General features: G+C 66.2%; 23 protein-coding genes. 7 read left to right on the top strand and 16 right to left on the bottom strand.

Annotated elements, in window-relative coordinates; genetic code table 11:
• Positions 1 to 129: 129 nt before the first annotated feature.
• Together ACOQOP_RS15645 and ACOQOP_RS15640 are read right to left on the bottom strand one after the other, a co-directional pair.
• The gene (locus tag ACOQOP_RS15645) at positions 130 to 1,365 is read right to left on the bottom strand and encodes a methyltransferase (protein ID WP_420562741.1); all 1,236 of its coding nucleotides are present in this window, start codon (positions 1,363 to 1,365) and stop codon (positions 130 to 132) included.
• Positions 1,366 to 1,372: 7 nt separating this feature from the next.
• The gene (locus ACOQOP_RS15640) at positions 1,373 to 2,443 is read right to left on the bottom strand and encodes an asparaginase (RefSeq protein WP_420562740.1); all 1,071 of its coding nucleotides are present in this window, start codon (positions 2,441 to 2,443) and stop codon (positions 1,373 to 1,375) included.
• Between the two features lie 106 nt (positions 2,444 to 2,549).
• Between ACOQOP_RS15640 and ACOQOP_RS15635 the strand changes: the two genes are divergently transcribed.
• Complete coding sequence (locus ACOQOP_RS15635; RefSeq protein WP_420562739.1) at positions 2,550 to 3,143, top strand: RNA methyltransferase; 594 nt, start codon at positions 2,550 to 2,552, stop codon at positions 3,141 to 3,143.
• Between the two features lie 10 nt (positions 3,144 to 3,153).
• Here the strand turns inward: ACOQOP_RS15635 and ACOQOP_RS15630 are convergent, their stop codons facing one another.
• Complete coding sequence (locus tag ACOQOP_RS15630) at positions 3,154 to 3,825, bottom strand: ChrR family anti-sigma-E factor (protein WP_420562738.1); 672 nt, start codon at positions 3,823 to 3,825, stop codon at positions 3,154 to 3,156.
• Positions 3,818 to 4,390, bottom strand: a complete 573-nt coding sequence (locus ACOQOP_RS15625) for a sigma-70 family RNA polymerase sigma factor (protein ID WP_420562737.1) — start codon at positions 4,388 to 4,390, stop codon at positions 3,818 to 3,820. The genes ACOQOP_RS15630 and ACOQOP_RS15625 overlap by 8 nt, the downstream gene beginning before the upstream one ends.
• Before the next feature lie 310 nt (positions 4,391 to 4,700).
• Here ACOQOP_RS15625 and ACOQOP_RS15620 point away from each other — a divergent pair, with 310 nt between their 5' ends.
• Both ACOQOP_RS15620 and rlmN read left to right on the top strand, forming a co-directional pair.
• On the top strand, positions 4,701 to 5,228 hold the full coding sequence (locus tag ACOQOP_RS15620; RefSeq protein ID WP_420562736.1) for an invasion associated locus B family protein: 528 nt from the start codon (positions 4,701 to 4,703) through the stop codon (positions 5,226 to 5,228).
• A 67-nt stretch (positions 5,229 to 5,295) separates the two neighbouring features.
• Positions 5,296 to 6,471, top strand: coding sequence for a 23S rRNA (adenine(2503)-C(2))-methyltransferase RlmN (gene rlmN, locus ACOQOP_RS15615; protein WP_420562735.1), 1,176 nt, complete (start codon positions 5,296 to 5,298; stop codon positions 6,469 to 6,471).
• A gap of 22 nt (positions 6,472 to 6,493) precedes the next feature.
• Here the strand turns inward: rlmN and ACOQOP_RS15610 are convergent, their stop codons facing one another.
• Positions 6,494 to 7,375, bottom strand: a complete 882-nt coding sequence (locus tag ACOQOP_RS15610; protein ID WP_420562734.1) for a hypothetical protein — start codon at positions 7,373 to 7,375, stop codon at positions 6,494 to 6,496.
• 714 nt (positions 7,376 to 8,089) lie between these two features.
• Complete coding sequence (locus tag ACOQOP_RS15605) at positions 8,090 to 8,404, bottom strand: hypothetical protein (RefSeq protein ID WP_420562733.1); 315 nt, start codon at positions 8,402 to 8,404, stop codon at positions 8,090 to 8,092.
• A gap of 216 nt (positions 8,405 to 8,620) precedes the next feature.
• Here ACOQOP_RS15605 and ACOQOP_RS15600 point away from each other — a divergent pair, with 216 nt between their 5' ends.
• Together ACOQOP_RS15600 and ACOQOP_RS15595 are read left to right on the top strand one after the other, a co-directional pair.
• The gene (locus tag ACOQOP_RS15600; protein ID WP_420562732.1) at positions 8,621 to 9,352 is read left to right on the top strand and encodes a Bax inhibitor-1 family protein; all 732 of its coding nucleotides are present in this window, start codon (positions 8,621 to 8,623) and stop codon (positions 9,350 to 9,352) included.
• Between the two features lie 176 nt (positions 9,353 to 9,528).
• Positions 9,529 to 9,960, top strand: coding sequence for a hypothetical protein (locus tag ACOQOP_RS15595; RefSeq protein WP_420562731.1), 432 nt, complete (start codon positions 9,529 to 9,531; stop codon positions 9,958 to 9,960).
• A 24-nt stretch (positions 9,961 to 9,984) separates the two neighbouring features.
• Here the strand turns inward: ACOQOP_RS15595 and ACOQOP_RS15590 are convergent, their stop codons facing one another.
• The 6 genes from ACOQOP_RS15590 to ACOQOP_RS15565 all read right to left on the bottom strand — a co-directional run bounded on the left by ACOQOP_RS15590 (position 9,985) and on the right by ACOQOP_RS15565 (position 15,470).
• Positions 9,985 to 10,482, bottom strand: coding sequence for a hypothetical protein (locus tag ACOQOP_RS15590; RefSeq protein ID WP_420562730.1), 498 nt, complete (start codon positions 10,480 to 10,482; stop codon positions 9,985 to 9,987).
• A gap of 18 nt (positions 10,483 to 10,500) precedes the next feature.
• Positions 10,501 to 10,860 carry a hypothetical protein gene (locus tag ACOQOP_RS15585; RefSeq protein WP_420562729.1) on the bottom strand — a complete coding sequence of 120 codons (360 nt, stop codon included), beginning with the start codon at positions 10,858 to 10,860 and terminating at the stop codon, positions 10,501 to 10,503.
• 76 nt (positions 10,861 to 10,936) lie between these two features.
• Positions 10,937 to 12,010, bottom strand: coding sequence for a DUF4340 domain-containing protein (locus ACOQOP_RS15580; RefSeq protein WP_420562728.1), 1,074 nt, complete (start codon positions 12,008 to 12,010; stop codon positions 10,937 to 10,939).
• Positions 12,011 to 12,020: 10 nt separating this feature from the next.
• A complete protein-coding gene (locus tag ACOQOP_RS15575; RefSeq protein WP_420562727.1) occupies positions 12,021 to 13,997 on the bottom strand; it encodes a GldG family protein in 1,977 nt (658 codons plus the stop codon).
• Positions 13,994 to 14,740 carry an ABC transporter permease subunit gene (locus tag ACOQOP_RS15570; RefSeq protein WP_420562726.1) on the bottom strand — a complete coding sequence of 249 codons (747 nt, stop codon included), beginning with the start codon at positions 14,738 to 14,740 and terminating at the stop codon, positions 13,994 to 13,996. The genes ACOQOP_RS15575 and ACOQOP_RS15570 overlap by 4 nt, the downstream gene beginning before the upstream one ends.
• The gene (locus tag ACOQOP_RS15565) at positions 14,733 to 15,470 is read right to left on the bottom strand and encodes an ABC transporter ATP-binding protein (protein ID WP_420562725.1); all 738 of its coding nucleotides are present in this window, start codon (positions 15,468 to 15,470) and stop codon (positions 14,733 to 14,735) included. Before ACOQOP_RS15565 ends, ACOQOP_RS15570 begins: the two co-directional genes overlap by 8 nt.
• Before the next feature lie 248 nt (positions 15,471 to 15,718).
• Here ACOQOP_RS15565 and ACOQOP_RS15560 point away from each other — a divergent pair, with 248 nt between their 5' ends.
• Positions 15,719 to 17,308, top strand: a complete 1,590-nt coding sequence (locus tag ACOQOP_RS15560; protein WP_420562724.1) for an adenylate/guanylate cyclase domain-containing protein — start codon at positions 15,719 to 15,721, stop codon at positions 17,306 to 17,308.
• Positions 17,309 to 17,485: 177 nt separating this feature from the next.
• Here the strand turns inward: ACOQOP_RS15560 and cysS are convergent, their stop codons facing one another.
• The 4 genes from cysS to ACOQOP_RS15540 all read right to left on the bottom strand — a co-directional run bounded on the left by cysS (position 17,486) and on the right by ACOQOP_RS15540 (position 22,638).
• Positions 17,486 to 18,883: a cysteine--tRNA ligase gene (cysS, locus tag ACOQOP_RS15555; RefSeq protein WP_420562723.1), complete on the bottom strand. Its 1,398-nt coding sequence runs from the start codon at positions 18,881 to 18,883 to the stop codon at positions 17,486 to 17,488.
• Between the two features lie 142 nt (positions 18,884 to 19,025).
• Entirely contained in the window at positions 19,026 to 20,369 is a 1,344-nt protein-coding gene (gltX, locus tag ACOQOP_RS15550) for a glutamate--tRNA ligase (protein ID WP_420562722.1), read from the bottom strand.
• Between the two features lie 28 nt (positions 20,370 to 20,397).
• Positions 20,398 to 22,089 carry an NAD+ synthase gene (locus ACOQOP_RS15545; protein ID WP_420562721.1) on the bottom strand — a complete coding sequence of 564 codons (1,692 nt, stop codon included), beginning with the start codon at positions 22,087 to 22,089 and terminating at the stop codon, positions 20,398 to 20,400.
• A gap of 42 nt (positions 22,090 to 22,131) precedes the next feature.
• On the bottom strand, positions 22,132 to 22,638 hold the full coding sequence (locus ACOQOP_RS15540; protein ID WP_420562720.1) for a GNAT family N-acetyltransferase: 507 nt from the start codon (positions 22,636 to 22,638) through the stop codon (positions 22,132 to 22,134).
• A 131-nt stretch (positions 22,639 to 22,769) separates the two neighbouring features.
• Here ACOQOP_RS15540 and ACOQOP_RS15535 point away from each other — a divergent pair, with 131 nt between their 5' ends.
• Positions 22,770 to 24,539, top strand: coding sequence for a chloride channel protein (locus ACOQOP_RS15535; RefSeq protein WP_420562719.1), 1,770 nt, complete (start codon positions 22,770 to 22,772; stop codon positions 24,537 to 24,539).
• The last annotated feature ends 82 nt before the right edge of the window (positions 24,540 to 24,621 follow it).

The following is a 24,621-nucleotide window of genomic DNA, read 5'->3' as shown; positions in this document are numbered from 1 at the left end:
AGGCCGACGCGCACCCACCACCAACTCCGTCATCCTGACGCACGTCAGGATCTGCGGTGCACCGACGCCGGAGCGTTGATCCTGACGTGCGTCAGGATGACGGTGTTGGCGTCAGGGTACCGCCCGGGGTCAGCGCATCTCCCGCACCAGCATCCGGTTGATGGCGTGGAACGCACCGAAGGTGGCCCGAACCTGATCCGCGAAACGGGCCGGGTCGGCCGGTTTCAGCTCGGCCCGGATGTCGGCCACGCTCCGCGTCCCGTCGAGCCGGGCGATGATGGCGGAGGCGATGGCCGGCAACGGCGCCTGCCAGGGAGCCCCGCCGAGATCGGCTTTCAGGACGCCGCCGGATAGGCCCCTCGCCACCGCCGCCGGATCGAGATCCCGCAGCACCAGCACCGCCCCGTCCGCGCCCGGATCGGGCGCCGGCAGGTCGGCGCGGGCGGCGGGCAGGGCGTAGACGATGTGCTTGGTCATCGCCCCGGACAGCCGCTCGGCCAGGGCGGCGCGCTCCAACGCCGAGAGGGAAGCCGCCGCCTTCCGCAGGCCGGGATCGGAGAGATAGGTGTCGGGGTCGTAGCGCGCCGGCTCGATCCAGCTCCGGATCGCGAGCCCGCCCGAAGCCACGAACTCGGCGAATTCCGCCACCCGATAGGCCCGGTCGCGCGGGTGCAGCAGCAGGTCGTAGAGCCCGGCATCGCCGCCGGTCAGATGGTCGCCGACGAAGGGATTGCGCTTCAGCCAGTGGGACTTCGGCAGGCCGGCGACGAGCTTCTTGGCGACGGCCACACGCTCCTTCTCTCCCAGGTCACCGCCGAGCTGGGCCAGCGCCTCCTGCACCGGGTAGACGCCGGTGCGCCCCAGCGTGCCGTAGACCATCAGCCCCATGCCGCCCTCGAGCTTCAGCACGCCGGCCAGGGCCTTCAGTCCGGCCTCGGGGCTGTCCAGATGGTGCAGCACGCCGCAGCAGTCGATGTAGTCGTAGGGGCCGGGGGCGATCTCGGCCACCCGCTCGATCGGACCGTCGGCGAAACGCAGATTGGTCAGCCCCCGCGCCTCTGCCCGCTTTCGTGCGATGGCGCGGGAGGCCGAGGAGATGTCGAGATGCACCACCTCCGCATCGACCGCGCCGGCATCGGCGAGCTGTTGGGCCAGCATGATGGCCGCGTCCCCCGTCCCGCCGCCGGCCACCAAAGCGCGGAACGGCCTGGACAGGTCGAGGTGGCCGGCGAAGACATGGTGCCGGATCTCGTCCAGATGGCTGGGCGAGCCGGTGATCAGCCGCTTGGCCTCGTCGCGCGGATCGCGGGCCGGGTAGGGATAGGCTTCGTACTGCGCATGCACCCGGGCGTCGGTATCGCTCACGCGGCCCTCAGAACGCCAGGTCGGGGGCCGGGCGGACGTGGCCGACGAGGCGGCCTTCCCAATTGTGCACCGGCTGCACCAGCCTGTCGGCGAGGCGCTTGGCCAAGGCGTCGTCGATCACGCCGAGATGGCGCAGGATCGCCGCCATGGCGGTGCTGGCGGCCCGACCGTTGCCGTCGTCGGTCTTCAGGCAGATGCCGTAGCCCCTGCCCGGCACGGCGCCGGCGAACACGCCTTCGGCCCCGCTCTTCAGCAGGCAGGCCTCGCCGGTCTCCGCCAGGACGGCGCTGTTGAACCGGCCCGTGCCGCCGATCAGCAGCGGGTGCTTCGCACAGGCGGCGACGATCCGGCGGGTGGCGGCGGCGCGGGTGGGGGACAGGCGGGACGGGTCGGCGAACTGCGCCATGGCGGTCGCCATGCCCTTCAGCGGCACGCCGAAGACCGGGATGCCGCAGCCGTCATACCCGGTCGGCACGCCGGAGAGGTCGCAGCCGCACATCTCCTGCATGACCGCGCGCAGGCGCTTCTGCACCGGATGTTCGTCGCGGATATAGCCCTTGGTCGGCTCGCCCAGATGCACGGCGGTGGTCAGCATGCCGGAATGCTTGCCCGAACAGTTGTTGTGGGCCCGGGTCGGCGCCTCGCCGGCGCGCAGCATGGCATGGGCGGAAGCCTCGTGGGTCGGGATCTGCGGGCCGCATTCCAGGTCCTCGGCGGAGAGGCCGAGCCGGCCGAGCCAGGCATTGACCCGGTCCACATGCATGGCCTCGCCGGAATGGCTGGCGCAGCACAGGGTCACCTCGTCCTCGCCCAGATGGAAGGCGTCGGCCGCTCCGCTCTCCAGCACCGGCAGGGCCTGGATCGGCTTGATCGCCGAGCGGCCATAGACCAGACGGTCGATATCGCCCCAGGCCATCACCGCCTTGCCGCTTGCATCGGTCACGGCGGCGATCACCCGGTGGACGCTCTCCACCATGGAGCCGCGGGTGACCTCGATCACGATCGGGGCGGCGGGTTGATCGACATGGACCCGCAGGATGCGGTCGTCGGGCAGGGCGATGGGGGTGACGTCGTTCATCTTTCTTCTCCGGCTGGCACCCGACTGGCGGGGCCTCGCAGCTTGCCTCCACACCCGGCCTGGGGCAAGGTCCGCGGCCGAACGCGTGACCACATGAAGGATCGGCATGAGAGGGTATTTCGGCATCGGCGCCGACCGGATCAACAAGGCGCAGAACATGGGCGCCCTCATGCGCACTGCCCATGCCTTCGGCGCGAGCTTCGTGTTCACCGTGGGCGAGACCTACAACAGCCGCGAGCTGCGGCATGCGGACACGTCGGGGACGACGGGCAACCTGCCCTATTACCGGTTCGGCTCGCCCGAGGAGATGCTGCTGCCCCAGGGCTGCGCGCTGGTGGGGGTGGAGATCACCGACGACGCGATCGAGCTGCCGAGTTTCCACCACCCGAAGAACGCCGCCTACATCATGGGACCGGAACGCGGGCATCTTGACCCGGAGCTGGTCGAGCGCTGCGAGCATGTGATCAAGATCCCGACCCGCTTCTCGGTGAATGTGAGTTTGGCCGGCGGGATCGTGATGTACGACCGGATGCTGTGCTTGGGCCTGTTCGCGCCGCGCCCCCACCGTCCGGGCGCGCCGACCGAACCGGCGCCCGTGCCGGCCTTCGGCGCGCCGCTCTGGGTTCGCAAGCAGCGCCGCCGCGACCGCAAGGCGGCGGAGGCGGCGCGCAGGGAGGCGGAGGAGAGGTTCCGGGGCTGATGCCGGCGGCTCAGCGCGGCATCAGCGGGTTCAGCAGGCGCGAGAAGCGGCCGGTGAACTGCAGGCCGCCCTCGACGACCGTCAGGCAGAGGCATTCCCCGCCCATCTCGGCGACCGGCGTGTGGTCGAGTTCGGGCGTCCCGACCGCCACATCGCCGCGGGCGTAGCGCCCGGTGCTGTCGTTATAGGCGCCCTTCAGCACCATGGTGCGTTCGACCTCACCATGGGTGTGGGAGAGGATCTTGCGACCCGGCGCGATCCGGATCAGCGAGGTGCGGACGGAAGGGTCGCCCAGATCCAGCACCGCCTCGCGCACGCCGAGACCGCGGGTTTTCCAGGGCAGGGCCTCGATTCCGGCGCTGAGATAGCTGCGCAGGGGTTCCGGCACCAGCCGCAGGGTCTCCTCGTCGACCACGGGGGCGGGCTTCGGCGCCTCCTCCTCCCAGGTCTGGTCGAGCCGGGCCATCACCGATGACAGGGCGTCGCCGCTCAGGGCGACCGGCGGCGTCGATTCCATCAGCGCACCACCGATGGCCTCGTATTCGCGAACCCTCTGGCGGCATTCCGGACACAGGGCGAGATGGGTGGCGACCAGGACGGAAGCCGCCTGGGAGGCCTTGCCCGCCGCGTAATCCAGCAGCAGTTCCGCTTCGGGGTGATGGAGGGGGCCGGTGTCAGCCAAGATCTTCAACCTCTCGCCGCATGCGTCCCAGCGCCAGGCGGATACGGGATTTCACGGTTCCTAACGGCAAGTCCTTCTCCGCGGCGATCTCCGCATGGGACTTGTCATCGAAATACGCCATTCGGATCAGTTCGGACTGCTCCTCCGGCAAATTTTTTATCGCGGCCAGGATGCGCAGCCGGGACTGGCCGGCTTCCACCGACCGGTCGGCCTGCGGTTCCGCGTCGGGCACCAGCGCCGGGTCGTTCGGGTCCAGCTCCGGCCGGCGCTCGCGGCGCAGGCGGTCAATCCGCTTGTTCCGGGCGATGGTGAAAATCCAGGTGCTCGCGCTCGCCTGGCGACGGTCGAAGCTCTCCGCCTTGCGCCAGACCATCACCATGGCCTCCTGAACCACCTCCTCGGCGGCCGAGGCGTCGGTGCCGAGCCGCATCAGATAGGATTTCAGGCGCGGGGCGAAATGCTCGAACAGCTCGGCGAAGGCCGGTTTGCTGCGCTGCGTGGCGACCGCCTCGATCAGCGACTCATAGGACACCGTCGATGCGTCGATATCGGGGGCGGACGTCATGCACCCATGTAACGGGAGCCGTCGCCGCAACGCAACAGCCCCGGCGGGGACACCCCTCGCGGACTGCGTCGATTCGCCCTCGAACCAGCATCGTGCTTCCATGCTCCCTGTACGCGGCGCCGCGGTGCCCGGATCACCTGGGCCGCAGACGCCGCCATTTATCTGCCACATCCGTCGATTTGGATCCGGGCTGGCGCTCGGCAATTGAAATCGTCGGGCGGTGATGGCATCGAAGACGGGCTCAGCGCCCGATCCGTCCCGCCTCAGGGCACCGGATCGGGTCGGGAGCGGGCGCGGAGGGAAATGAGCAATGAGCTGGAACACCCGAGCGATGAAGATGACCCTGGCGATGGTCGGGCTGGTGACCGGGGTGCTGTCGGCACAGCCGGCGACCGCCGCCGAGCCTGAGCGGATCGGCCGGAACGGCGACTGGACCGCGTTCACCCTGCCGCGCGGCGGCGGCAAGGTCTGCTACATGGCCTCCTCGCCGACCAAGGCCGAGGGCGATTACAGCGCGCGCGGCGAAGTGTTCGCGCTGGTCACCAATGATCCGGGCGCCAATATCCGGGGCGAGGTCAGCATCGTGACCGGCTATACCTACCGCAAGGACAGCGAGGTCACCGTCCAGATCGGCGGCGCGACCTTCGACATGTTCACCAGCGGCGACCGGGCCTGGACCCAGGGGCCGGAGGAGGACGGACCGCTGGTCCAGGCGATGGTTCGGGGCGCGGACATGGTGGTGAAGGGGGTGTCGTCCCGGGGCACGCTGACCACCGATACCTATTCCTTGAGCGGGTTCACCGCGACCAAGGCGCTGATCGACAAGGCCTGCCCGTAACCCCACCGCGGGCGGCCTCCTCACAGGACACTTGCGTTGCGGCGGTCTCGGCGCCATTTTGCGCCGCATGACGCAAGCTGACATCACGACCGTCTCGGCCGAGCAGGCCGCCGCGGACCTGCGCGCCTTCGCCGCGCGCGGGCCGATTGCGGCCGACCCGCGCACCGACCTGATCGGCCTCGACCGTGACGCCGTGACCGCGCTGTTCGCCGAGGCGGGCCTGCCGAAGTTCCGCGCCAATCAAGTCTGGCAGTGGATCTATCACAAGGGTGCCACCAGCTTCGACGGCATGACCAACCTGGCGAAGCCGCTGCGCCAGCAGCTCGCCGAGCGCTTCCGGATCTCCCGCCCGGCGGTCGCCACCCGCCAGGACAGCGTCGACGGCACCATCAAGTGGCTGATGCGCTTCGCCGACGGCAACGAGGCGGAGATGGTGTTCATCCCGGAGACCGAACGCGGCACGCTCTGCATCTCCTCCCAGGTCGGCTGCACCCTGACCTGCTCGTTCTGCCATACCGGAACCCAGCGTCTGGTGCGCAACCTGACCTCGGCGGAGATCGTCGGTCAGGTGATGCTGGCGCTGGACGAGCTGGACGGGTTCCCGACCGCGGGCACCGACCGCCGGCTGACCAACATCGTCCTGATGGGCATGGGCGAGCCGCTGTACAATTTCGAGAACGTGGCCACCGCGCTGCGGGTCATCATGGACAACGAGGGCGTAGCCCTGTCGCGTCGGCGGATCACCCTGTCCACCTCCGGCGTGGTGCCGATGATGGAGCGCTGCGGCGAGGAGATCGGCGTCAACCTGGCGATCTCCCTGCACGCGACCACGGACGACACCCGCGACATCCTGGTGCCGATCAACAAGAAGTGGCCGATCCAGGAGCTGCTGGACGCCTGTCGCTCCTATCCCGGGGTGAACAACGCCCGGCGCATCACCTTCGAATACGTGATGCTGGAGGGAATCAACGACAGCGTCGAGGATGCCAAGCGGCTGGTCTCGCTGATCCGCGGCATCCCGGCCAAGATCAACCTGATCCCGTTCAACCCCTGGCCCGGCTCGAACTACGTGTGCTCCAGCGACGAGCAGATCGAGCGTTTCGCCCAGGTGGTGCTGAAGGCGGGCTACCCGTCCCCGGTGCGCACCCCGCGTGGCCGCGACATCCTCGCCGCCTGCGGCCAGCTCAAGAGCGAGAGCCGCAAGCAGACCCGGCGCGAGCTGCGGGCTGAGGCGGCGGAATAGATCAATATATCTTTAAAGCATTTCAGCAGTTTTTATTAAGCGCTAAATCCTCGAAATGCGTTTTCGGGAGCTTCTGGATCTCCCTGTCCTCATCATCAGATTGATCATTCTTAAATTTCATCGCAGTTATAGCTTCATTGACATTTTTACAGTCTCCTACTGAAAGAGATTTCACGTAGCGAGTGTCAACTGCGAGATAATTTGAGCGAATCCATAAAAAGTTGCCAGATACGCTAGTTGAATCAGAGCGACTAATAATATTATTGTAGTCATTGTATATGCTGTCAGTTATCTGAGTTAGATCGAGATTTTTTTCAGATAGTGCAAGTTGGAGTGCGCCGTCAAATCGGATTCTGGCCCATATTCTTTTATCTTTTTGTTCTTTTCCTAAGAGTTCGTATCCTAAATTTCCATTTAGGAGTTTTTCAATAATATCGCTACTAAATCCTTGTTCGCTAGATTTGAATTCGTCAAGATCTGTTTTCGTTTTTCCAGCAAATCTCTTAAAAATAAAAAGTTTGTATCCACGTTCAACAGGTGTGTGTTTACGAAATCGAAAAATTATTGAAGTCCTAACGGTTCCTTCGTCATCTATAATGCTTTTTAAAGAATATTGCTTGGGAAGAGATTTTGTATCAATGTATATTTTAATTTCATTATAATAATTATTGTCATGTTGATGTTCGTAGGTGAATTTTATAAGCCCGTTTTCTTCAGTGCGTAGTAGCGGCGTTTCTACCTGCGTATGAATATCGACTTTCCCAATTTCGATAGAGCTTTCGCCTAGTACATCTTTATCATAAAAAAAATGTAATTTATGAAATGTGTTCGTGGCATGAGCTAAGTGCAGCTGAAAGAATGCCGCTGATACTAAAGACAGAAAAAATAGAATTATCTTTGTCATCGTTTGTCCTCTCGCTTGAGTAACCTAGTGCCTACTAGGTAGATGTATCTGTAACCATAGGCCAATAAGAGCAGATGCCACTACAACAGAGAATAGTCGAACCGATCCAACAAAAGAAATTATAGAACTTCTTATTGTTTCTGGAGTTATTTCATCGTTTTCTAAATAATCGGCCACTATTGGAAGAAACTCATTCGACCCTACAAATATAGTATAAGTAAGATAAAGCCCGTAAATTATCGAAAATAATGCGGCGTAAACCAAAGTTATGACTTGCTGAGATCTATCCCGCGGTGCAAAAACAACCATGAGGCCAGCGAGGGCGGTAGGTGTAATTTCTCCTACAAGATTTATGTCTTCGCTTGCGAGCGGGATCGCTTGTCCGATAAAGACAAGAATTGGGCCAGAGTAACAGAAGTCCCATCCGCAGATTATCGACAGCCATCCGGCGATAGCGCTGTAAACGCACAGCAACAGCGTTGCTACTCCACAAAATACCGCGTGGTTGACTATCATGTCCGCCCCCTGCAGCAATCGCAGTAAGGTGCATCAAAAAATTTTAAAAAACAACATTAAGTAAGGTATTGATTAATGATGCATCTTTAAGCGCGTAGATCACATATTTAAATCATTCTGAGGGTTGTTGCCGCTCCGAGATGATTGCGGGCGCCTAATCAACCCAGCCGAAGTGCGACTTTATGCCGCAATATTCGGTCATTCACTGCCCACCGTGCGGATCCAGTAGCCGGGGCCGTGGTCGCTGGTGATCGGCTTTATCCCGTCGACGATGCCGGCGCGCCGGGCCTCCAGGAGCTGGCGGCCGATCGGCTGGAACAGGTTCTGCGGGCCGCCAGGAAACGGGTCGCCCAGGGTCACCAGGATCGTGCGCGGCGCCCGGAACCGGTTGCGCTCCAGCATCTGGCGTACGGATTCCGTTGCATGCGGCACGTCGAGCCCGCCCAGATCCAGATGATACTCGGCGTCGTCGGGGCCGGCGATCAGACCGTCCAGCAGGCGTTCCTCGTCCATGATCGCGATCTCTCGTCCCTTGGTTGCCATTCGCTTGAGGCTTCGCGATATAGATTCCGAAGTCTGCGGACAACCGTTTTGGAGTGTTTAAAATTACTTGTGGAAAAGCATGAGAAACCGAGAAATTCGGCGCTCATGCCTGTTGAAGCAACTGCCCGTCGACCTTACTTTATGCGGGTATGCCGGCTGGGGCCGGGGCAGATGAAGGGGTTCCTCATGAGTTTCGATCGTCAGACGATGTCGCGGTCACAAGCCGATGTCGCCCAATACGACGTCGGTCTGCGCCAGTACATGCTCGGCGTCTACAATCACATGGTCGCCGCGCTGGTCTTTACGGGCCTTATCGCGTTCGGCACCACGATGCTTGCCGTGCAGGACGGCATGCTCACCTCCTTTGGCCAGGCGATCTACGCATCGCCGCTGAAGTGGGTCGTCATGCTGGCGCCGATCGGCATGGTCTTCCTGATTTCGGCGCGCGTCTCGAGCATGTCGCTCTCGGCCGCCCGCATTTCCTTCTACGTCTTCGCGGCCCTGATGGGCCTGTCGCTGTCGTCGGTGTTCCTGGTCTTCACCGGTGAGAGCATCGCGCGGGTGTTCTTCATCACCGCCGCCGCCTTCGCCGGTCTGAGCCTGTACGGCTACACCACTAAGAAGGACCTGTCGGGTCTCGGCACCTTCGCGGTGATGGGCGTGTTCGGCGTGCTGATCGCCAGCATCGTGAACATCTTTCTGCAGTCGACCGCGCTGCAGTTCGTGATCTCGGTCGCGGGCGTGCTGGTGTTCTCGATCCTGACCGCCTACGACACGCAGCGTATCAAGGAGATGTACAACGAGATCGACGCCTCCGACGTCGCCGGCAAGAAGGCGATCATGGGCGCGCTGACCCTGTATCTCGACTTCATCAACCTGTTCATGTTCCTGCTGCAGCTGTTCGGCAACCGCGAGTAACCCTCGCGGCGCCCGGCGCCGCAGATCAGACAGTTCGGACGGCCCCGTCGGTTTCGGCGGGGCCGTTTTGTTTTGGTTAAGAACCTGACCGATAAAATGCGAGCATCCGGCTGACTTCGCGGGGGGCATCGCTTAGTATCCCCCTCGGCTCGGCTAGGCTTGCCGCGAGGGGATTGATGGCGCAGTCACTATACGAGGTCCACACGCTCAAGGGGGGGCAGTGGGTCATCGATTCGACGTATCCGGACAAGGAGACGTCGATCGAGGTCGCCAAGCAGCTTCACGGGGAGAAGCGCTTCGAGGGCATCAAGGTCATCAAGGACACCTTCGATCCGAAGACCGGCCAGGGCAAGGAACTGGTCGTCTTCGACACCTCCAAGGCCCCGAAGGAACGCGCCGCGCCGCCGCCGCCCGCCGCGGCCAGGGCGGCCGCGACCGAAGCGCCGGCCGCGGTACCCGCCGCCGCCCGCGCCAAGCCGAAGCCGAAGAACCAGGACGTATCTGTGGCGCTGAAGGCGACCGGCTGGCTTGTGGCCATCGTCATCGGCGGCCTCGGTGTGCTGTTCCTGATCAACAAGGCGGGCGCGCTGTTCTCCAAGGGTTTCTGAGACCCGATGGCGGCAGACCGGGCCTCAGGGCCACGGCACCCGGTCGCTGCGCACCATGCCGCTTTCCAGGAAGTACGAGTCGTAGTCGGTCGGCGGTCCGGCCAGGGCATGGATCAGCCGGATCAGGCTGAACTGGGCCGTCGGCACGTTGATCGGCGGGTCCCAGGAGACTGGCAGCGGCAGCAGGCAGCGGTGGCGGTCCACGCTGACCACCGTCTCCCGGTGCACCAGCCGGCCCTCGTAGAAGATGTCCAGATACAGGGTCCGGGCGTTCTCCCGGCCGAAGGGATGGTCCGCCGGCAGTTCGAAGGCGGCCTGGTCGACCAGCCCGTAGGCCATGGTGATGGCGACATCGGGCGCGTAGGTGAACGAGACCAGATGCTCGTCGACGAGGAGCTGCTCGCGCTTGCCGTTCTCGTCGAGGATCTCGGTGAAGCGGTGCCGCAGGGTCGGCCGGAAGATGGTCCGCCAGTCGGCTACCTTGCTGGAGGCGATCGTCGCCAGGAGTTCCCGGATCTGCATGTCCGACCGGGCGCCGGCTCAGGTGGTTTCTAGTCGGGTGTCGTGGGGATCCCGTTTCGGCCATTCCGGCAGCTTTCGGCCGGTGACCTCCTCCAGGGTGGTGCGGGCATTCTCGATGATCATCCGCGACTTGGCCGAGATCCGGTCGCAGCCCTGGATCGCGGCGACCACCTCAGGCTGGCAGACGATGAGCATCAGCTCTTCCATGCTCTCGCTGAGATCGACGGAGCCGGCGATGATGCGGGCGTTGCCGTCGCGCTCCTCGGCGGAACCGGTCCAGGAGATGGCGCCGATCTGCGACGGGTTGGCGCCGCGCCGATAGGACCAGAGCTCGCCGTTCGGGCGCATCTTCCAGGGCCCGGGGGTGTACCGTGGCACGTCGCTTCCTCCCTCGCTTGTTCCGGCAATCGTAGAGCGAGGGGGGCCGGGGCTCAATCGCCCAGGGAACCGGGCCTCAGCTCGCCTCGGCCGGCTTGGTCAGGCTCTCCGCCGTCGCGGTCAGCCGCTCCATCTCCCAGTCGGAGATCCGGAAGGCCCAGGTGTCGGTCTGCTCGCGGTGCTTCTCCGCCAGGGCGCGGGCCTCCTCCGGCGCACCGGTCGGCACCGTGATGCGGACCCGCATCCACCGGGTCGGCGCCTCGGCGCCCGCATCCGACGGGGCCTCGGCGAATTCGACCGTGTAGAGCACGCCGTCCTTGGTGGTGAACTCCGCGTGACCCAGGGCGGGGTCGAAGGTCAGTCCGTCGGCGGTGCGCACGTCGTCGAACATCAGCTTGTCGAGGACGGTGGCGGCATTGTTGACCGCGTACTGGGAATCCACCGTCCTGTCCTGCGGCAGGTCGACGATCCGGAAGTCCCGACCGTCGGCCGAGACCCGCTCCAGCTCGGTGCGGTCACCCTCGGCGGTCACGATCCGGGCCCGCTGGATCGCGGTCTGGGGGACGTCGACCACCTCGCGGAACAACCAGAGCGGCGCCTTGCCCTTGATCTCCAGGGACCCCTCGGCGAGGTAGGTCTGCATCTCGTCGGTCCGCCGCACATAGACCATGGGATCGCCGCCGGACAGGCTGTCGCGCCGCTTGCCCACATGCAGGTCCACCAGGGTCTCGCCATCGGCCGTGGTGATCACCAGCCGCGAGCTCCTGGACCCCTCCTGCGCCACGTCGCGCAGCTCCAGCCGGTCGAACCGGCCCGGATCGGCGGTCTTGCGCTCGATCAGCTCGAGCTGCCCGATATCGAACAGCAGCTTGCGCACGGTGTCGGTGCGGGCCGGGAAGCCGTCGCGCTGCTGCAGGATCCAGCCGTCGCCGGTGCGCACGATGGAGATCGTGCCGTCCTCGTTGTCGTCCGCCCGGATCACCTCGATCTGGTGGACCTCGGAAGCCCGGCGGTCGAACTCGGGGTACAGGGTCTCGGCCTGGACTTCGGTGCGGACCTCGGACAGCCGGTCGACCATCGCCACCGCAGCGCCGATCGCGGTCAGCAGGGTCAGGGAGCCGAGCAGGGTGACGGTGCGTCGGGTGATCATCGCAGCCTCCTCACGCGCCGGCGTCGGCGGTTTCGATCCGCCGACGGCGCCGTCTTGCACGGATGATGGACAGCACGAGGGCGAACAGGGCCACCAGGATCGGCATCAGCGCGATGTTGATGAACTGCAGCTCGCGCTCCAGCCGCTCCACGTCGGAGCGCAGGGAGGCCTGCACCGCGCGCAGCTCGCCACGGACCCGCAGCACGTCGCCCTGGAGCTGGCGCATGGTCGCCTGCTCCTCCTCGCTCAGCGCCACCGGACCGCCGGTCGACCCGTCGCGCTCGCGCAGGCTGCGCAGCTTCTTCTGGGTCTCCTCCAGCGTCTGGCGCAGCTCCTGCTCCTTCGCCTGGTAGGTGCGGTCGGCATCGCGTTTCAGGGTCTCCATGACCTCGAACGGCCGATAGGTGCTGCCCTGGCCGCGCAGGTCGAGCAGGGCCGAGGAGCCGGTCATGGCGTCCAGGGCGTTGGCGACGAAGTCGCCGTTGCCGGCCCCGGGGATCGCCACGCGCTGGCCCTGGAAGTTCTGGTAGGTGACCCAGAACCGGTCGTCCAGCAGGTCGGTATCGGCGATGACCATGACGTCGATCGGGCCGTCGGACCTGTCGCGGACCACCTCGAAATCGTGGCGCAGGTCGGGATCGCCGCCTTCCACCGGTTCCGGCTGGCCGTCGGGGAAGGCCGTCGGAACCTCGCCGGTCAGGGTGCCGGCGATGACGAACCGCTCCGGCCCGGCCCGGTACTGGTTGAGCAGCGCCTGCGGGTTCGGCCGCTGGGTTGCCACGTCCTTCACGTCGAACAGGGTCGACCCCGGGCTCGAGGTCAGCAGCGGCTCCAAGGTGAGGGGCGAGCCCTCCTTGAGCTTCAGGTAACCGGCGCTGGCGACGGCGACGCTGTCCACCTGGGAGGTGATCGGCGAGTCGCCGTCCAGGTTCGGGCCGCGCAGCAGGAGCCAGGGCACGTAGGTGACGTAGCCGGTGCCGGTCGCGTTGCCGACCCGGCGGCCGGCGAAACGGTCGGCGACGACCTTGTCGGTCGGCATCTCCAGGCCCCAGGCCTCGAACATCTCGTCCAGGGAACTGGCGGCCCCGTTGACCGGGCCGTTCGCCGCCTGCCAGCCGTCCATCTCGGAATAGGGATCGACGAAGATCACCGCCTTGCCGCCGCCCAGGATGTACTGGTCGATGGCGAAGCGGGTGCGCTCGGGCAGGGTCTTGGGATGGACGACCATCAGGATCGAGATGTCGTCCGGAATGACTTCCACTTCCTCGTCCAGCTCCTCGACCTCCAGGACCTCCTCGATCCGGGTGGTGACCAGCGCCGGCGGAAGCTGCTCCGGCCGCCCGCCCTGGCCCATGCGCACATCCATGGTGATCTTCTTGTTGCCGAGGATGCCGACCTTGCCGGTCGTGCCCGTCGACAGCGCGTAGATCATCTTGGTGATGTCGTATTCCAGGAAGGCCTCGCGGTCCGGCTGGAAGAAGGGCACCTGCTCGACGTCGTCGGTGGTGTTGGTCCCGACCAGTCCGAAGAACACGTTGCCGTCGACGCCCTCCAGCGGCACCGACTGCAGACCGAAGGAGACCGCGCGGTCCTCCACCGGGGTGAAGGGCTCGGGATCGTAGATCTCCAGCACGATCTTGCCGGCGGAGCGGTCGGCGTATTCCTGCAGCATGTCGCGCACTCGGTCGGCATAGACGCCGTAGGTCGGGTACTGGCTGCCCAGACGCTTGGAGTAATAGAACTGCAGGGTGATCGGCTCCTCGATCTCGCTCAGCACCCGCTCGGTGGCCGGCGACAGGGAGAAGAGCTGATCCTGGGTCAGGTCGATCCGGTAGCTGGTCAGCGAGAAGGCGGCCAGCACGTTGACCGACACGAACAGGGCGGCCAGCAGGAACAGCGCGATCGCCGTCAGCCTGCGCTGGGATGCGGGCAGGGCCGTCTTGGCTTTGCGGCCGGCGGAGAGCTGGTCGACGGTTGCCATGGTCATTCCGCCTTCTTCAGGTCGACGATCAGCGCATTGGCGGCCAGCGCCAGCATGATCACGGAGGCGAAGAAGATCGCGTCGCGCAGGTCGATGACGCCGCGGGCGATCGACTGGAAGTGGGTGAGGAAGCCGAAGCCGGCGACGATGTCGACCACGGTATCCGGAACGAAGGACCGGATCGCGTCGAGCACCACGTTGGAGCCGGCGAGCGTGAACACGAACAGCACCGCCGTCGTCACCACGAAGGCGATGACCTGGTTCTTGGTGGTGGCCGAGATCATCGACCCGACCGCCAGGAAGGCGCCGGCCATCAGCAGGCTGCCGATATAGGAGGCGGCGATCACCCCGTTATCCGGATTGCCGAGCTGGTTCACCGTGATCCACAGCGGGAAGGTGAGGGCGAGCGCGATGCCGGTGAAGATCCAGGCCGCCAGGTATTTGCCGACCACCGCCTCGGTCATGGTGACCGGCAGGGTCAGGAACAGCTCGATCGTCCCGGTCCGCCGCTCCTCCGCCCACAGGCGCATCGACAGCGCCGGGACCAGGAACAGGTAGAGCCAGGGATGGAAGGTGAAGAACGGCTGCAGGTCGGCCTGCCCCCGGTCCATCCAGCCGCCGACGAAGAAGGTCATCGCGCCGGCCAGGATCAGGAAGATGACGATGAAGATATAGGCCAGCGGCGTGGCGAAATACGCCTTCAGCTCGCGCGCCGTCACCAGCCAGACATTGCGCCCGGTCCTAGACATTGGCCGTCACCTCCCGGAACACGTCGTCCAGATTGCCGCTGGCCGAGCGGCCGCGCAGCTCGGCCGGGGTGCCGTCGGCGACGATCCGGCCGCGGGCGATGATCACCGCGCGGGTGCAGACAGCGTCGACCTCCTCCAGGATGTGGGTGGAGATCACGATCGCCTTGGTCGCGGCCATTTCCTTTATCAGCTTGCGGACCTCGAACTTCTGGTTCGGGTCGAGACCGTCGGTCGGCTCGTCCAGGATCAGCACCGGCGGATTGTGCAGCAGCGCCTGGGCCAGGCCGACCCGGCGCTTGAAACCCTTGGACAGGGTCTCGATCGGCTGGTGCGCCACTTCCTTGAGCTGGGTCTTGGCCATGGCCTCGGCCACGTGCTCGCGCCGCTCGGCCCCGTCGAAGCCGCGGATCGCGCCGATGAAGTCCAGGAAGGCCAGGACCGTCATGTCCGGATAGGCGGGAGCACCCTCGGGCAGGTAGCCGATCGCGCTCTTGGCGGCGATCGGGTGGCTCAGCACGTTGTGCCCGCAGATGACCGCCGTGCCGGCATCGGGGGCGAGGAAGCCGCAGATCATCTTCATGGTCGTCGACTTGCCGGCGCCGTTGGGGCCGAGAAAGCCCAGGACCTCGCCCTGCTCCAACTCGAAACTCAGGCCGTCGACCGCGGTCTTTCGGGCATTCGCCGGACCGAAGCTCTTATGCAGTCCGCGCACGGACAACGCTGTGCTCATTGGACGCTCATCTGGTGTGCGTGACGTAACCGATGGTTGGGTCCGTCATTTATCGAAATTGCAGCGAAATTCAAGACATTAGGCTATTGTCGCCGGGTGACGGGAGCGAATGGATGACGGCAATCGACCTACAGCGGCAAAGCGGTCGTCCGGAACGGCGCATTTCGTGGTCCCCCCTGATCGCCCGCATCCGACTCTATACGGGCCTCGTGCTGTTCACATATGTGAGCGCACACTTGGTTAATCATGTGGCGGGATTGTGGTCGATCGACGCCCTGGATGCCGGTCTGGGGCTCGTCGAATCCGTGGTCCGTCTGCAGGCGGTCTCGGTCCTGCTCTATGGCAGCGTCCTGCTGCACATGCTGATCGCGCTGCGGGCGATCTATTATCGGGACTCGCTGAAGGCGATGTCTATGCCCGAGGCGGTGCAGCTCACCCTCGGGCTGAGCATCCCGCTGCTGATCCTGCGTCACGTGCTCAGCAACCGGATGATGCACGAGCTCTACGGGCTCAACGACGACCATACATGGGTGCTGTTGAACCTCTGGGTCTTCGATCCCATGGGTGCGCTCAACCAGTCCGTGGCGGTGCTGGTCGCCTGGGCCCATGGCTGCGTCGGCCTGCATCTCTGGCTGCGCTACGCCGCCTGGTACGACCGGGCGAAGCCCTGGCTGCTGTCGGCGGCGGTGCTGCTGCCGGCCCTGTCCCTGGCCGGGTTCGTCGCCGCGGGGATGACCGTGGCGGATCTGGCGGCCACGCCGGGTTGGCTGCCGCTCGCCATCCGGTCGGCCAACCTGCCGGACAACGCGACCATCGCCCTCTGGCTTCAACGCTTCGACGGGATCAAGGCGGGGTATGCGGTGGTCGTCGTCGCGGCCTTCGCCGCGCGCTGGGTCCGCGTGGTCCTGCACCGGCGCAGCCAGGGGGTGCGGGTCGGCTACGGCGCCGGCCGTTCAGTCCAGGCGATCCGCGGCATGACCCTGCTGGATGTGAGCCGGATGCACGGCATTCCCCACGCCGCGGTCTGCGGCGGGCGCGGCCGCTGCTCGACCTGCCGGGTGCGCATTTCTCGCGGGCTGGAGAACCTGCCCGCGCCGGACGAGGCCGAGGCCAGGGTGCTGCACCGGATCTCGGCCCCGCCGAACGTGCGGTTGGCCTGCCAGACACGGGTGGTCGACGACCTCGAGATCACCCCGCTGCTGCCGCCACACACCACGGGCATGGCGGAGACGCGGGGCGGGCCGAGCTACCTGCAGGGGCGCGAGCTGGAGATCGCCGTGCTGTTCGCCGATATCCGCGGCTTCACCACCCTGTCGGAGGAGCGGCTGCCCTACGACGTGGTGTTCATCCTGAACCGGTACTTTGCCGAGATGGGGGCCGCCATCGAGGGGGCCGGCGGCCGGATCGACAAGTTCATCGGCGACGGCATCATGGCCCTGTTCGGGGTGAGTGGCGATCCGGAGGAGGGGGCCCGCCAGGCGGTGGCGGCGGCGCGGGAGATGGCGCGCCGGCTGGTCGACCTGAACGAGTCCCTGGCCGGCGATCTCGAGGCGCCGTTGCGGATCGGCATCGGGCTGCATCTGGGGCCGGCGATCGTCGGCGAGATGGGATACGGGCGCGTGCGTGGGGTGACGGCGGTCGGCGACACGGTGAACACCGCCAGCCGGCTGGAAGCCCTGACCAAGGATTTCGGCGCCCAGCTCATCGTGTCGGAAGCCCTGGCCACCGCATCGGGCGTGGATTTCAGCGGCTACCCCAGCCACCAGATCGAGGTGCGCGGCCGCGACCAGTCGATGTCGATCCGGGTGATAGCCGATGCCACCGAGGTAGGGGTGTAGGGGTTCCCCTCAACTCCGTCTCCCCGGCCTCGCGCCGGGGCCGAGAGTAACGCTTGCCGGAGCGTCTCGGGATATCTTACGGGCTCTCCAGCCATCCCATCCTGGATCCCGGCGCAAGGCCGGGAAGACAGCCCTAAACGGTCCAAGGTGACGTGTCGAAGGGCCGATGTCCGCAGCCTACCCCGCCCGCTTCCACGTGGTCCCGCCGGCGCCGTCTTCCAGCTCGATGCCGCGGGCCTTCAGCTCGTCGCGGATCCGGTCGGCCTCGGCGAAATCCTTGGCTTTGCGAGCGGCGACGCGGGCTTCGATGAGAGCTTCGATCTCCTCGGCATCGCCGCTGTCTGCGCCCCTGAACCAGGCCCCGGCCTCGCCCTGGAGCAATCCCAGCAAGGTGCCCCACTCGACCAACTTGCCCATCAGCGCCGGCACTTCGCGGTCGCGGCCCTTGTCGAGCGCGATGTTCAGCTCGCGGGCGGTCTGGTGCAGGGCGGCCAGCGCCAGCGGGCTGTTCAGGTCGTCGCACAGGGCGGCCAGCACCGGGTTGTCGTCGCGGTCCAGGTTCCAGTCCGGATAATGGCCGGCGTTCTCCGCCCGGTTCAGCGCCCCGTACAGCTTGTCGAGCTGGGTCTTGGCTTCCTTCAGCCCGGCCTTGGAGAAGTCCAGCGGCTGGCGGTAATGGGCCGAGAGCAGCAGCAGACGGATCGCCTCGCCCGGCCATTCCTCAAGCATGTCGTGGACGGTGTAGAAGTTGCCGAGGGACTTCGACATCTTCTCGCCTTCGACCGTCACGAAGCCGTTGTGCATCCAGTAGTTCGCCATGGTCGCATGGCCGAAGGCGCAGCGGGTCTGGGCGATCTCGTTCTCATGGTGCGGGAAGATCAGGTCGAGCCCGCCGCCATGGATGTCGAACACCTCGCCGAGATGCTCCGCCGCCATGGCCGAGCACTCGATATGCCAGCCGGGACGGCCGCGGCCCCAGGGGCTGTCCCAGCCCGGCTGGTCGTCGGCACTCGGCTTCCAAAGCACGAAGTCGGCCGGGTCGCGCTTGTAGGGGGCGACGTCGACCCGGGCGCCGGCGATCATCTCGTCGCGGTCGCGGCGGGAGAGCTGGCCGTATTCCGCCATCGACGGCACGTTGAACAGCACATGGCCTTCCGCCGCATAGGCATGGCCGCGCTCGATCAGCCGTTCGGTCAGCGCGATCATCTGGCCGACATGGCCGGTGGCGCGGGGCTGGACGTCTGGCCTGTTCACGCCGATCGCCGCCATGTCGGCGTTGTAGATATCCGCCGTCTCGCTGGTCAGCGCCTCGATCGCCACGCCGCGCTCCTTGGCGCGGGTCATGATCTTGTCGTCGATATCGGTGATATTGGCGACATGGGTCACGTGCTCGGCACCATAGAGATGGCGCAGCACGCGGATCAGCACGTCGAACACCACGGCGGGCCGCGCGTTCCCCACATGGGCGTAGTCGTAGACCGTCGGGCCGCAGACGTAGACGCGGACGTTCGACGGGTCGATCGGGGTGAAGACCTGCTTCTCGCGCAGGAGCGTATTGGTGATCTTGAGATCCATGTCTCGGACTCCGATGGGTCTGTGTTCAGGCTGTCGGCGGGCGCGAAAGCGCAGGCGCGATCAGCGACAGACCTCGGCCGTCGTGTAGAACGCGGTGCCGATCGAAGAGAGCGGGCGGCGCGCGAACATGGAATCCTCTCGGTTAAGCGGTTTCGCCGTGCAGCCTGGAGACAATCCGCGCGCGGCCCATGAGAGGTAACAGATCGCCGAGTTCCGGTCCACGTTCCCGTGCCGTGAGCGCCTTGCGCAGCGGCATGAACAGGCCCTTGCCCTTGCGGCCCGTCTCCGCCTTCAGCGCGCCGGTCCAGGCCCCCCAGGTCTCGGCGGTCGGCTCGCCCGCCGGCAGCAGGTCGGCAGCGGTCGCGCAGAACGCCGCATCCTCCTCGGCGATGACCGGGGCGATCGGGGCGCCGACGACGACCCACCACTCGCCGGCTTCCGCCAGCTTGGTGATGTTGCCGCGCACCGCACCCCAGAACGCCTCGCCACCTTCCACGCCCAGATCGGAGAGGCGGCCTGCGACCTCCTCATAGGCCGTCTCGTGCAGGATCTTGGCGTTCATCTGCAGCAGTTCGGCCGGATCGAAGCGCGGGGTGGCGCGGCCGTAGCGGGTGATGTCGAACCCGTCCACGAGCTGATCCAGCGACGTGGCGGCGACCACCTCGTTGGTGCCGAGCCCGGCGAGCAACGAGTTGACCGCCATCGCCTCCAGCCCATCGGTCTCGCGCAGGTCCTGCAGGCTGAGACTGCCCAGGCGCTTGGACAGGCCGGAGCCGTCGGCGCCGACGATCAGCGAGGTGTGGCCCAGTACCGGCGGCTCCGCACCCAGCGCGCGGAACAGCTGGATCTGGGTGGCGGAGTTGGTGACGTGGTCCTCGCCGCGGATGATGTGGGTGATGCCGAACTCGATATCGTCCACCACCGAGGCCATGGAATAGACCGGGCTGCCATCGGCGCGGATCAGCACCGGGTCGGACTGCGACGCCATGTCCTGGCGGCTCTCGCCGCGCACCAGGTCGTCCCAGGCGACCACCTCATGGTCGAGCTTGAAGCGCCAGTGCGGCCGGATGCCGGCCGCTTCCTTGGCCGCCTTCTCGGCCTCGGTCAGGGACAGGGCGGCGCGGTCATAGACCGGCGGCTTGCCGGCGGAGAGCTGCTGCTTGCGCTTCAGCGCCAGCTCCTCGGCGGTCTCGTAGCAGGGGTAGAGCCGGCCCATGTCCCGCAGCCGCTCGGCCTCGGCGGCATAGCGGTCCAGCCGGTCGGACTGGCGGGCGAACAGGTCCCAGCTCAGGCCCAGCCAGTTCAGGTCGCGCTCGATCTTCTCGGCGAACTCGGCGGTGCTGCGCTCGGTGTCGGTATCGTCGGAGCGCAGCATGAACCGTCCGCCCTGCGCCCGGGCGAACAGCCAGTTGATCAGCGCCTGCCGGGTATTGCCGACGTGCAGAAGCCCCGTCGGGCTCGGCGCGAAACGGACGAGTACGGTCATGGGGTCCCCGTTGGGTCGGTGTTCCGGTCTACTCGGCCGCCTGTTGCGTCTTCTTCGGCCGGTAGACGCCGACGAACGCGTTGGTGATCGGGTAGCGCCGTTCCTTGCCGAAGGAGCGGCTGGTCAGCTTCACGCCGGGCGGGGCCTGGCGGCGCTTGTACTCCGCCCGGTCCAGCAGGCGCCACACCCGCAGCACGGTCTCGCTGTCATAGCCCTTGGCGACGATGTCGGCCACGGGCGTCTCGTTCTCGATCAGCTCGGTCAGGATGCCGTCCAGCACCGGATAGGGCGGCAGGCTGTCCTCGTCCTTCTGGTCCGGGCGTAGCTCGGCCGAGGGCGGCTTGGTGATTATCCGCTCCGGCATCACGGCCCCGTCCGGGCCGAGGCAATCGGCCGGCTTGTTCGTGTTGCGCCAGCGGCACAGCTCGAACACGGTGGTCTTGTAGACGTCCTTCAGCACCGAATAGCCGCCGCACATGTCGCCGTAGAGGGTGGCGTAGCCGACCGACATCTCCGACTTGTTGCCGGTGGACAGCACCATGTGGCCGAACTTGTTGGACAGGGCCATCAGGGTGATGCCGCGGGAACGGGCCTGGACGTTCTCCTCGGTGATGTCGGGCGAGGTGCCGGCGAACTGGTCGGCCAGCATGGTGTCGAAGGCCTGCATCGCCGGGCCGATATTGATCGTCGTGTAGTCGACGCCCAGCAGCTTCGCGGCGGCGGCGGCGTCCTCCAGGCTGTGCGCGCTGGTGTAAGGCGAGGGCATCATCACGCAGCGGACCTTGTCCGGGCCGAGCGCGTCGACCGCCACGGCGGCGGAGAGCGCGCTGTCGATGCCACCGGACATGCCGAGGATGACGCCGGGGAAGCCGTTCTTGGTCACGTAGTCGCGCAGGCCGACCACCATGGCGCGGTAGGTCGCCTCCAGCCCGGTCTTCGGCTCCACCGTCTCGGCGGCGGCGCAGGTCCAGCCCTCGGGGCCGCGGGTCCAGGTGGTGGTGACCACCGCCTCTTCCCAGGCCGGCAGATGGGCGGCGACCGAGCGGTCGGCGTTGAGCACGAAGGAGGCGCCGTCGAACACCAGCTCGTCCTGGCCGCCCACCTGGTTCAGGTAGACCATGGGCAGCCCGCTCTCGACCACCCGGGAGGTGGCGTGCTGCAGGCGGTTGTCGCGCTTCTGACTGTCGAAGGGGGAGCCGTTGGGGACCAGCAGCAGCTCACCGCCGGTCTCGCTCACGCATTCGACCACGTCGGGGGTCCAGATATCCTCGCAGATCGGCACACCGATGCGCACGCCACGCACGTCCATCGGGCCCGGCATCGGGCCGACCGCGAACACCCGCTTCTCGTCGAACACGCCGTAGTTCGGCAGGTCGACCTTGTAGCGGGCCGACTGCACTTTGCCGTCGTCGAGCAGCAGCAGGGCGTTGTACAGCTTGTCGCCTTCGACCCAGGGCGCGCCAAGCAGGATGGCCGGGCCGCCGTCGGACGTCTCCGCCGCCAGTTCCTCCACCGCGTCGCGGATCTCGGCCACGAACATCGGCTTCAGCACCAGATCCTCCGGCGGGTAGCCGCAGGCGTAGAGTTCCGGGGTCAGGATCACATCGGCACCCTCGGCCGCGGCCTGGGCGCGCACCCGGCGCAGCTTGGCCAGGTTGCCCTCGATGTCGCCGACGCGCGGGTTGAGCTGGGCCAGGGTGATGATGAGCGTGTCTGTCATGGCGAAACAGTTAGCGCGCCCAGGGGGCGGGGGCAATGCGGATCAGCCGCTGGCGGCCAGGGTTTCCAGGTCGCTGCCACCCACCGTATAGGGCAGCCAGGTGCCGCTTCGGGTCAGGCCGAGGCGGGAATAGAAGTCTCGGGCCTTGTTGTCGGTCTTCACCGAGAGGTCGAGCTTGACGCAGCCGCGCTTGAGCGCCTCGCGGGCCAGGGCGGCCATCAGCCGGCGGCCGAGGCCGGTGCCGCGCAGGTCGCCGTCCACATACAGGTCTTCCACGTAGAGCTTCGGCCGGCCGGCCCAGGTCGAGTAGACGTAGTAGTACAGCGCGAGGCCGACGGCGGTGCCGTCCGACCGTTCGGCGATCATGGCGTGGAAATACGGCTTCTCGCCGCTGCCGTCGCGGCGCAGGTCGTCGACGGTGCCGGTGACGTAGTCGGCCGCCTCCTGCACCTCGGCCAGCGCGCGGACCAGCCGGCGGACGGTTTCGGCGTCATCGTCCCCGGTCTCCTCGGGGCGGCGGAAGCGGGCGGGTCTGATCGTGATTTCCATGGGCCCGATGCTATGCCCAGGCACCCCGCGACGCCACCCGCTTTCCGTCGCGGGCCGTGAGGCCTTTGACGGATCGTCGATCACCGCTAAGCTGCCGTCTCTGTTACGTTTCCCGGCGGGTCCCCGCGTTCATGGCGAACCGGTACATCCAAGATCTCAAACGGCTGGTCGGCAACGACCAGGTGGTGATGGCTGCCGTCGCCGTGGTGGTCGGCGGGGCCGCCGCCGGCGGGGCCATCGTGTTCCGCGAGGCGATCGACTTCCTGCAGCTCCTGTTCCTGGGGTTCCGGTCCGAGCAGGTCGCGACCTATGCGGCCGAGCTGGAATGGTGGCGGCTGATCCTGGCGCCGGTGGTCGGCGGGCTGCTGGTCGGTCTGTTCTGCAAATACGTCATGCCCGGCGGCAGGCCCCAGGGGGTCGCCAATGTCATCGAGTCCAGCGCCCTGCGGGCCGGACGCATGTCGATGCGCCAGGGGCTCGGTGCCGCGGTGATCAGCGCCACCTCGATCGGCTGCGGCGCTTCGGTCGGCCGCGAGGGACCGGCGGTCCATCTCGGCGCCTCGCTCGCCAGTTTTCTCGGCCGCCAGCTCAACCTGACCCGCAGCCAGGCCCGCACCCTTCTCGGCTGCGGAGTGGCCAGCGCGGTGGCCGCCTCGTTCAACGCTCCGATCGCCGGGGTGTTCTTCGCCTTGGAGGTGGTGATCGGGCACTACGCCCTCTCCGCCTTCGCCCCGATCGTCATCGCCTCGGTGTTCGGCACGATCCTGTCGCGCATCTGGTTCGGCGACTTCCCCGCCTTCGAGGTGCCGGGCCACCCGATCACCTCGTTTCTGGAATTCCCGGCCTTCGTCATCCTGGGCGGGGTCTGTGCCGTGGCGGCGGTGGCGCTGATGCGGGCGGCGGCCTTCGTCGAGGTGCACGGCCAGCGGCTGCCGCTGCCGCGCTGGCTGCATCCGGCGCTGGCCGGGCTCGTGGTCGGGGTTGTCGCGCTGGAATTCCCCGAGATCCTCGGCGTCGGTTACGAGGCGATGGACGGCGCCCTCAACGAGGCCGAGGGCTATGACCTCGAGCTGATGCTCATCCTCGCGGTGCTGAAGATCCTGATGACGGCGCTCTGCCTGGGCGCCGGATTCGGCGGCGGCATCTTCTCGCCCTCGCTGTTCATCGGGGCGATGATCGGTGGCGCCTATGGGATCGTTGCCGCCATTCCGTTTCCGGAGCTGGCGTCCGGCCACGGCGCCTACACGCTGATCGCCATGGGGGCGGTGGCGGCGGCCACACTCGGGGCGCCGATCTCCACCATCCTGATGATCTTCGAGATGACGGGCGACTATAAGCTGACAGTCGGCGTGATGGTCGCCGTGGTCATCGCCTCGGTGATCACCCGGGTCTGGCACAGCCCGTCCTTCTTCACCGACCAGCTCCGCCGGCGGGGCGTCCATATCCATGGCGGCCACGACGTCACCGCCCTGCGCAACCTGAAGGTCCACGACCTGATGCAGCAGGATCACGTCTCCGTGAAGATGGACGCGAGCCTCGACAGCCTGCGCAACCGGCTGCGTCTGGCGCCGATGAACGAGCTGTTCGTGATCGATTCGGAGGAGAAGCTGGTCGGCACCATCACCCTGGCCGATCTCGGCGAGGTGGCGTTCGACCTGTCCCATGACCGCGAGTACACCGCCGTCGACGTCGCCCGCAAGCATCCGCCCTTCCTGGAGATCGGCGACGATGTGGAGAAGGCGATCCGGCGCTTCTCCGAGGCCGAGGAAGGGCTGCTGGCAGTGGTCGATTCGTCCCAGCGCATGCGACTGATCGGCTGCCTGCACGAGCGCGACGTGATGCGGGCCTACAACCAAGCGCTCATCAACCAGCAGGCCGAGGAACACGGCGAGACGATCTGACAGTCGTTGACGGAAGTAAGTACGGGGGGTGCCGAAGCACCCCCCGTTTCCCCGTGAACCGCAGGCACATGGGACCGGCTCA

The organism is Thalassobaculum sp. (assembly GCF_965223715.1).
Lineage (GTDB): Bacteria > Pseudomonadota > Alphaproteobacteria > Thalassobaculales > Thalassobaculaceae > Thalassobaculum.
Note: the sequence above shows the minus strand (reverse complement) of the source record. Positions and strands in the feature narration are given on the sequence as shown.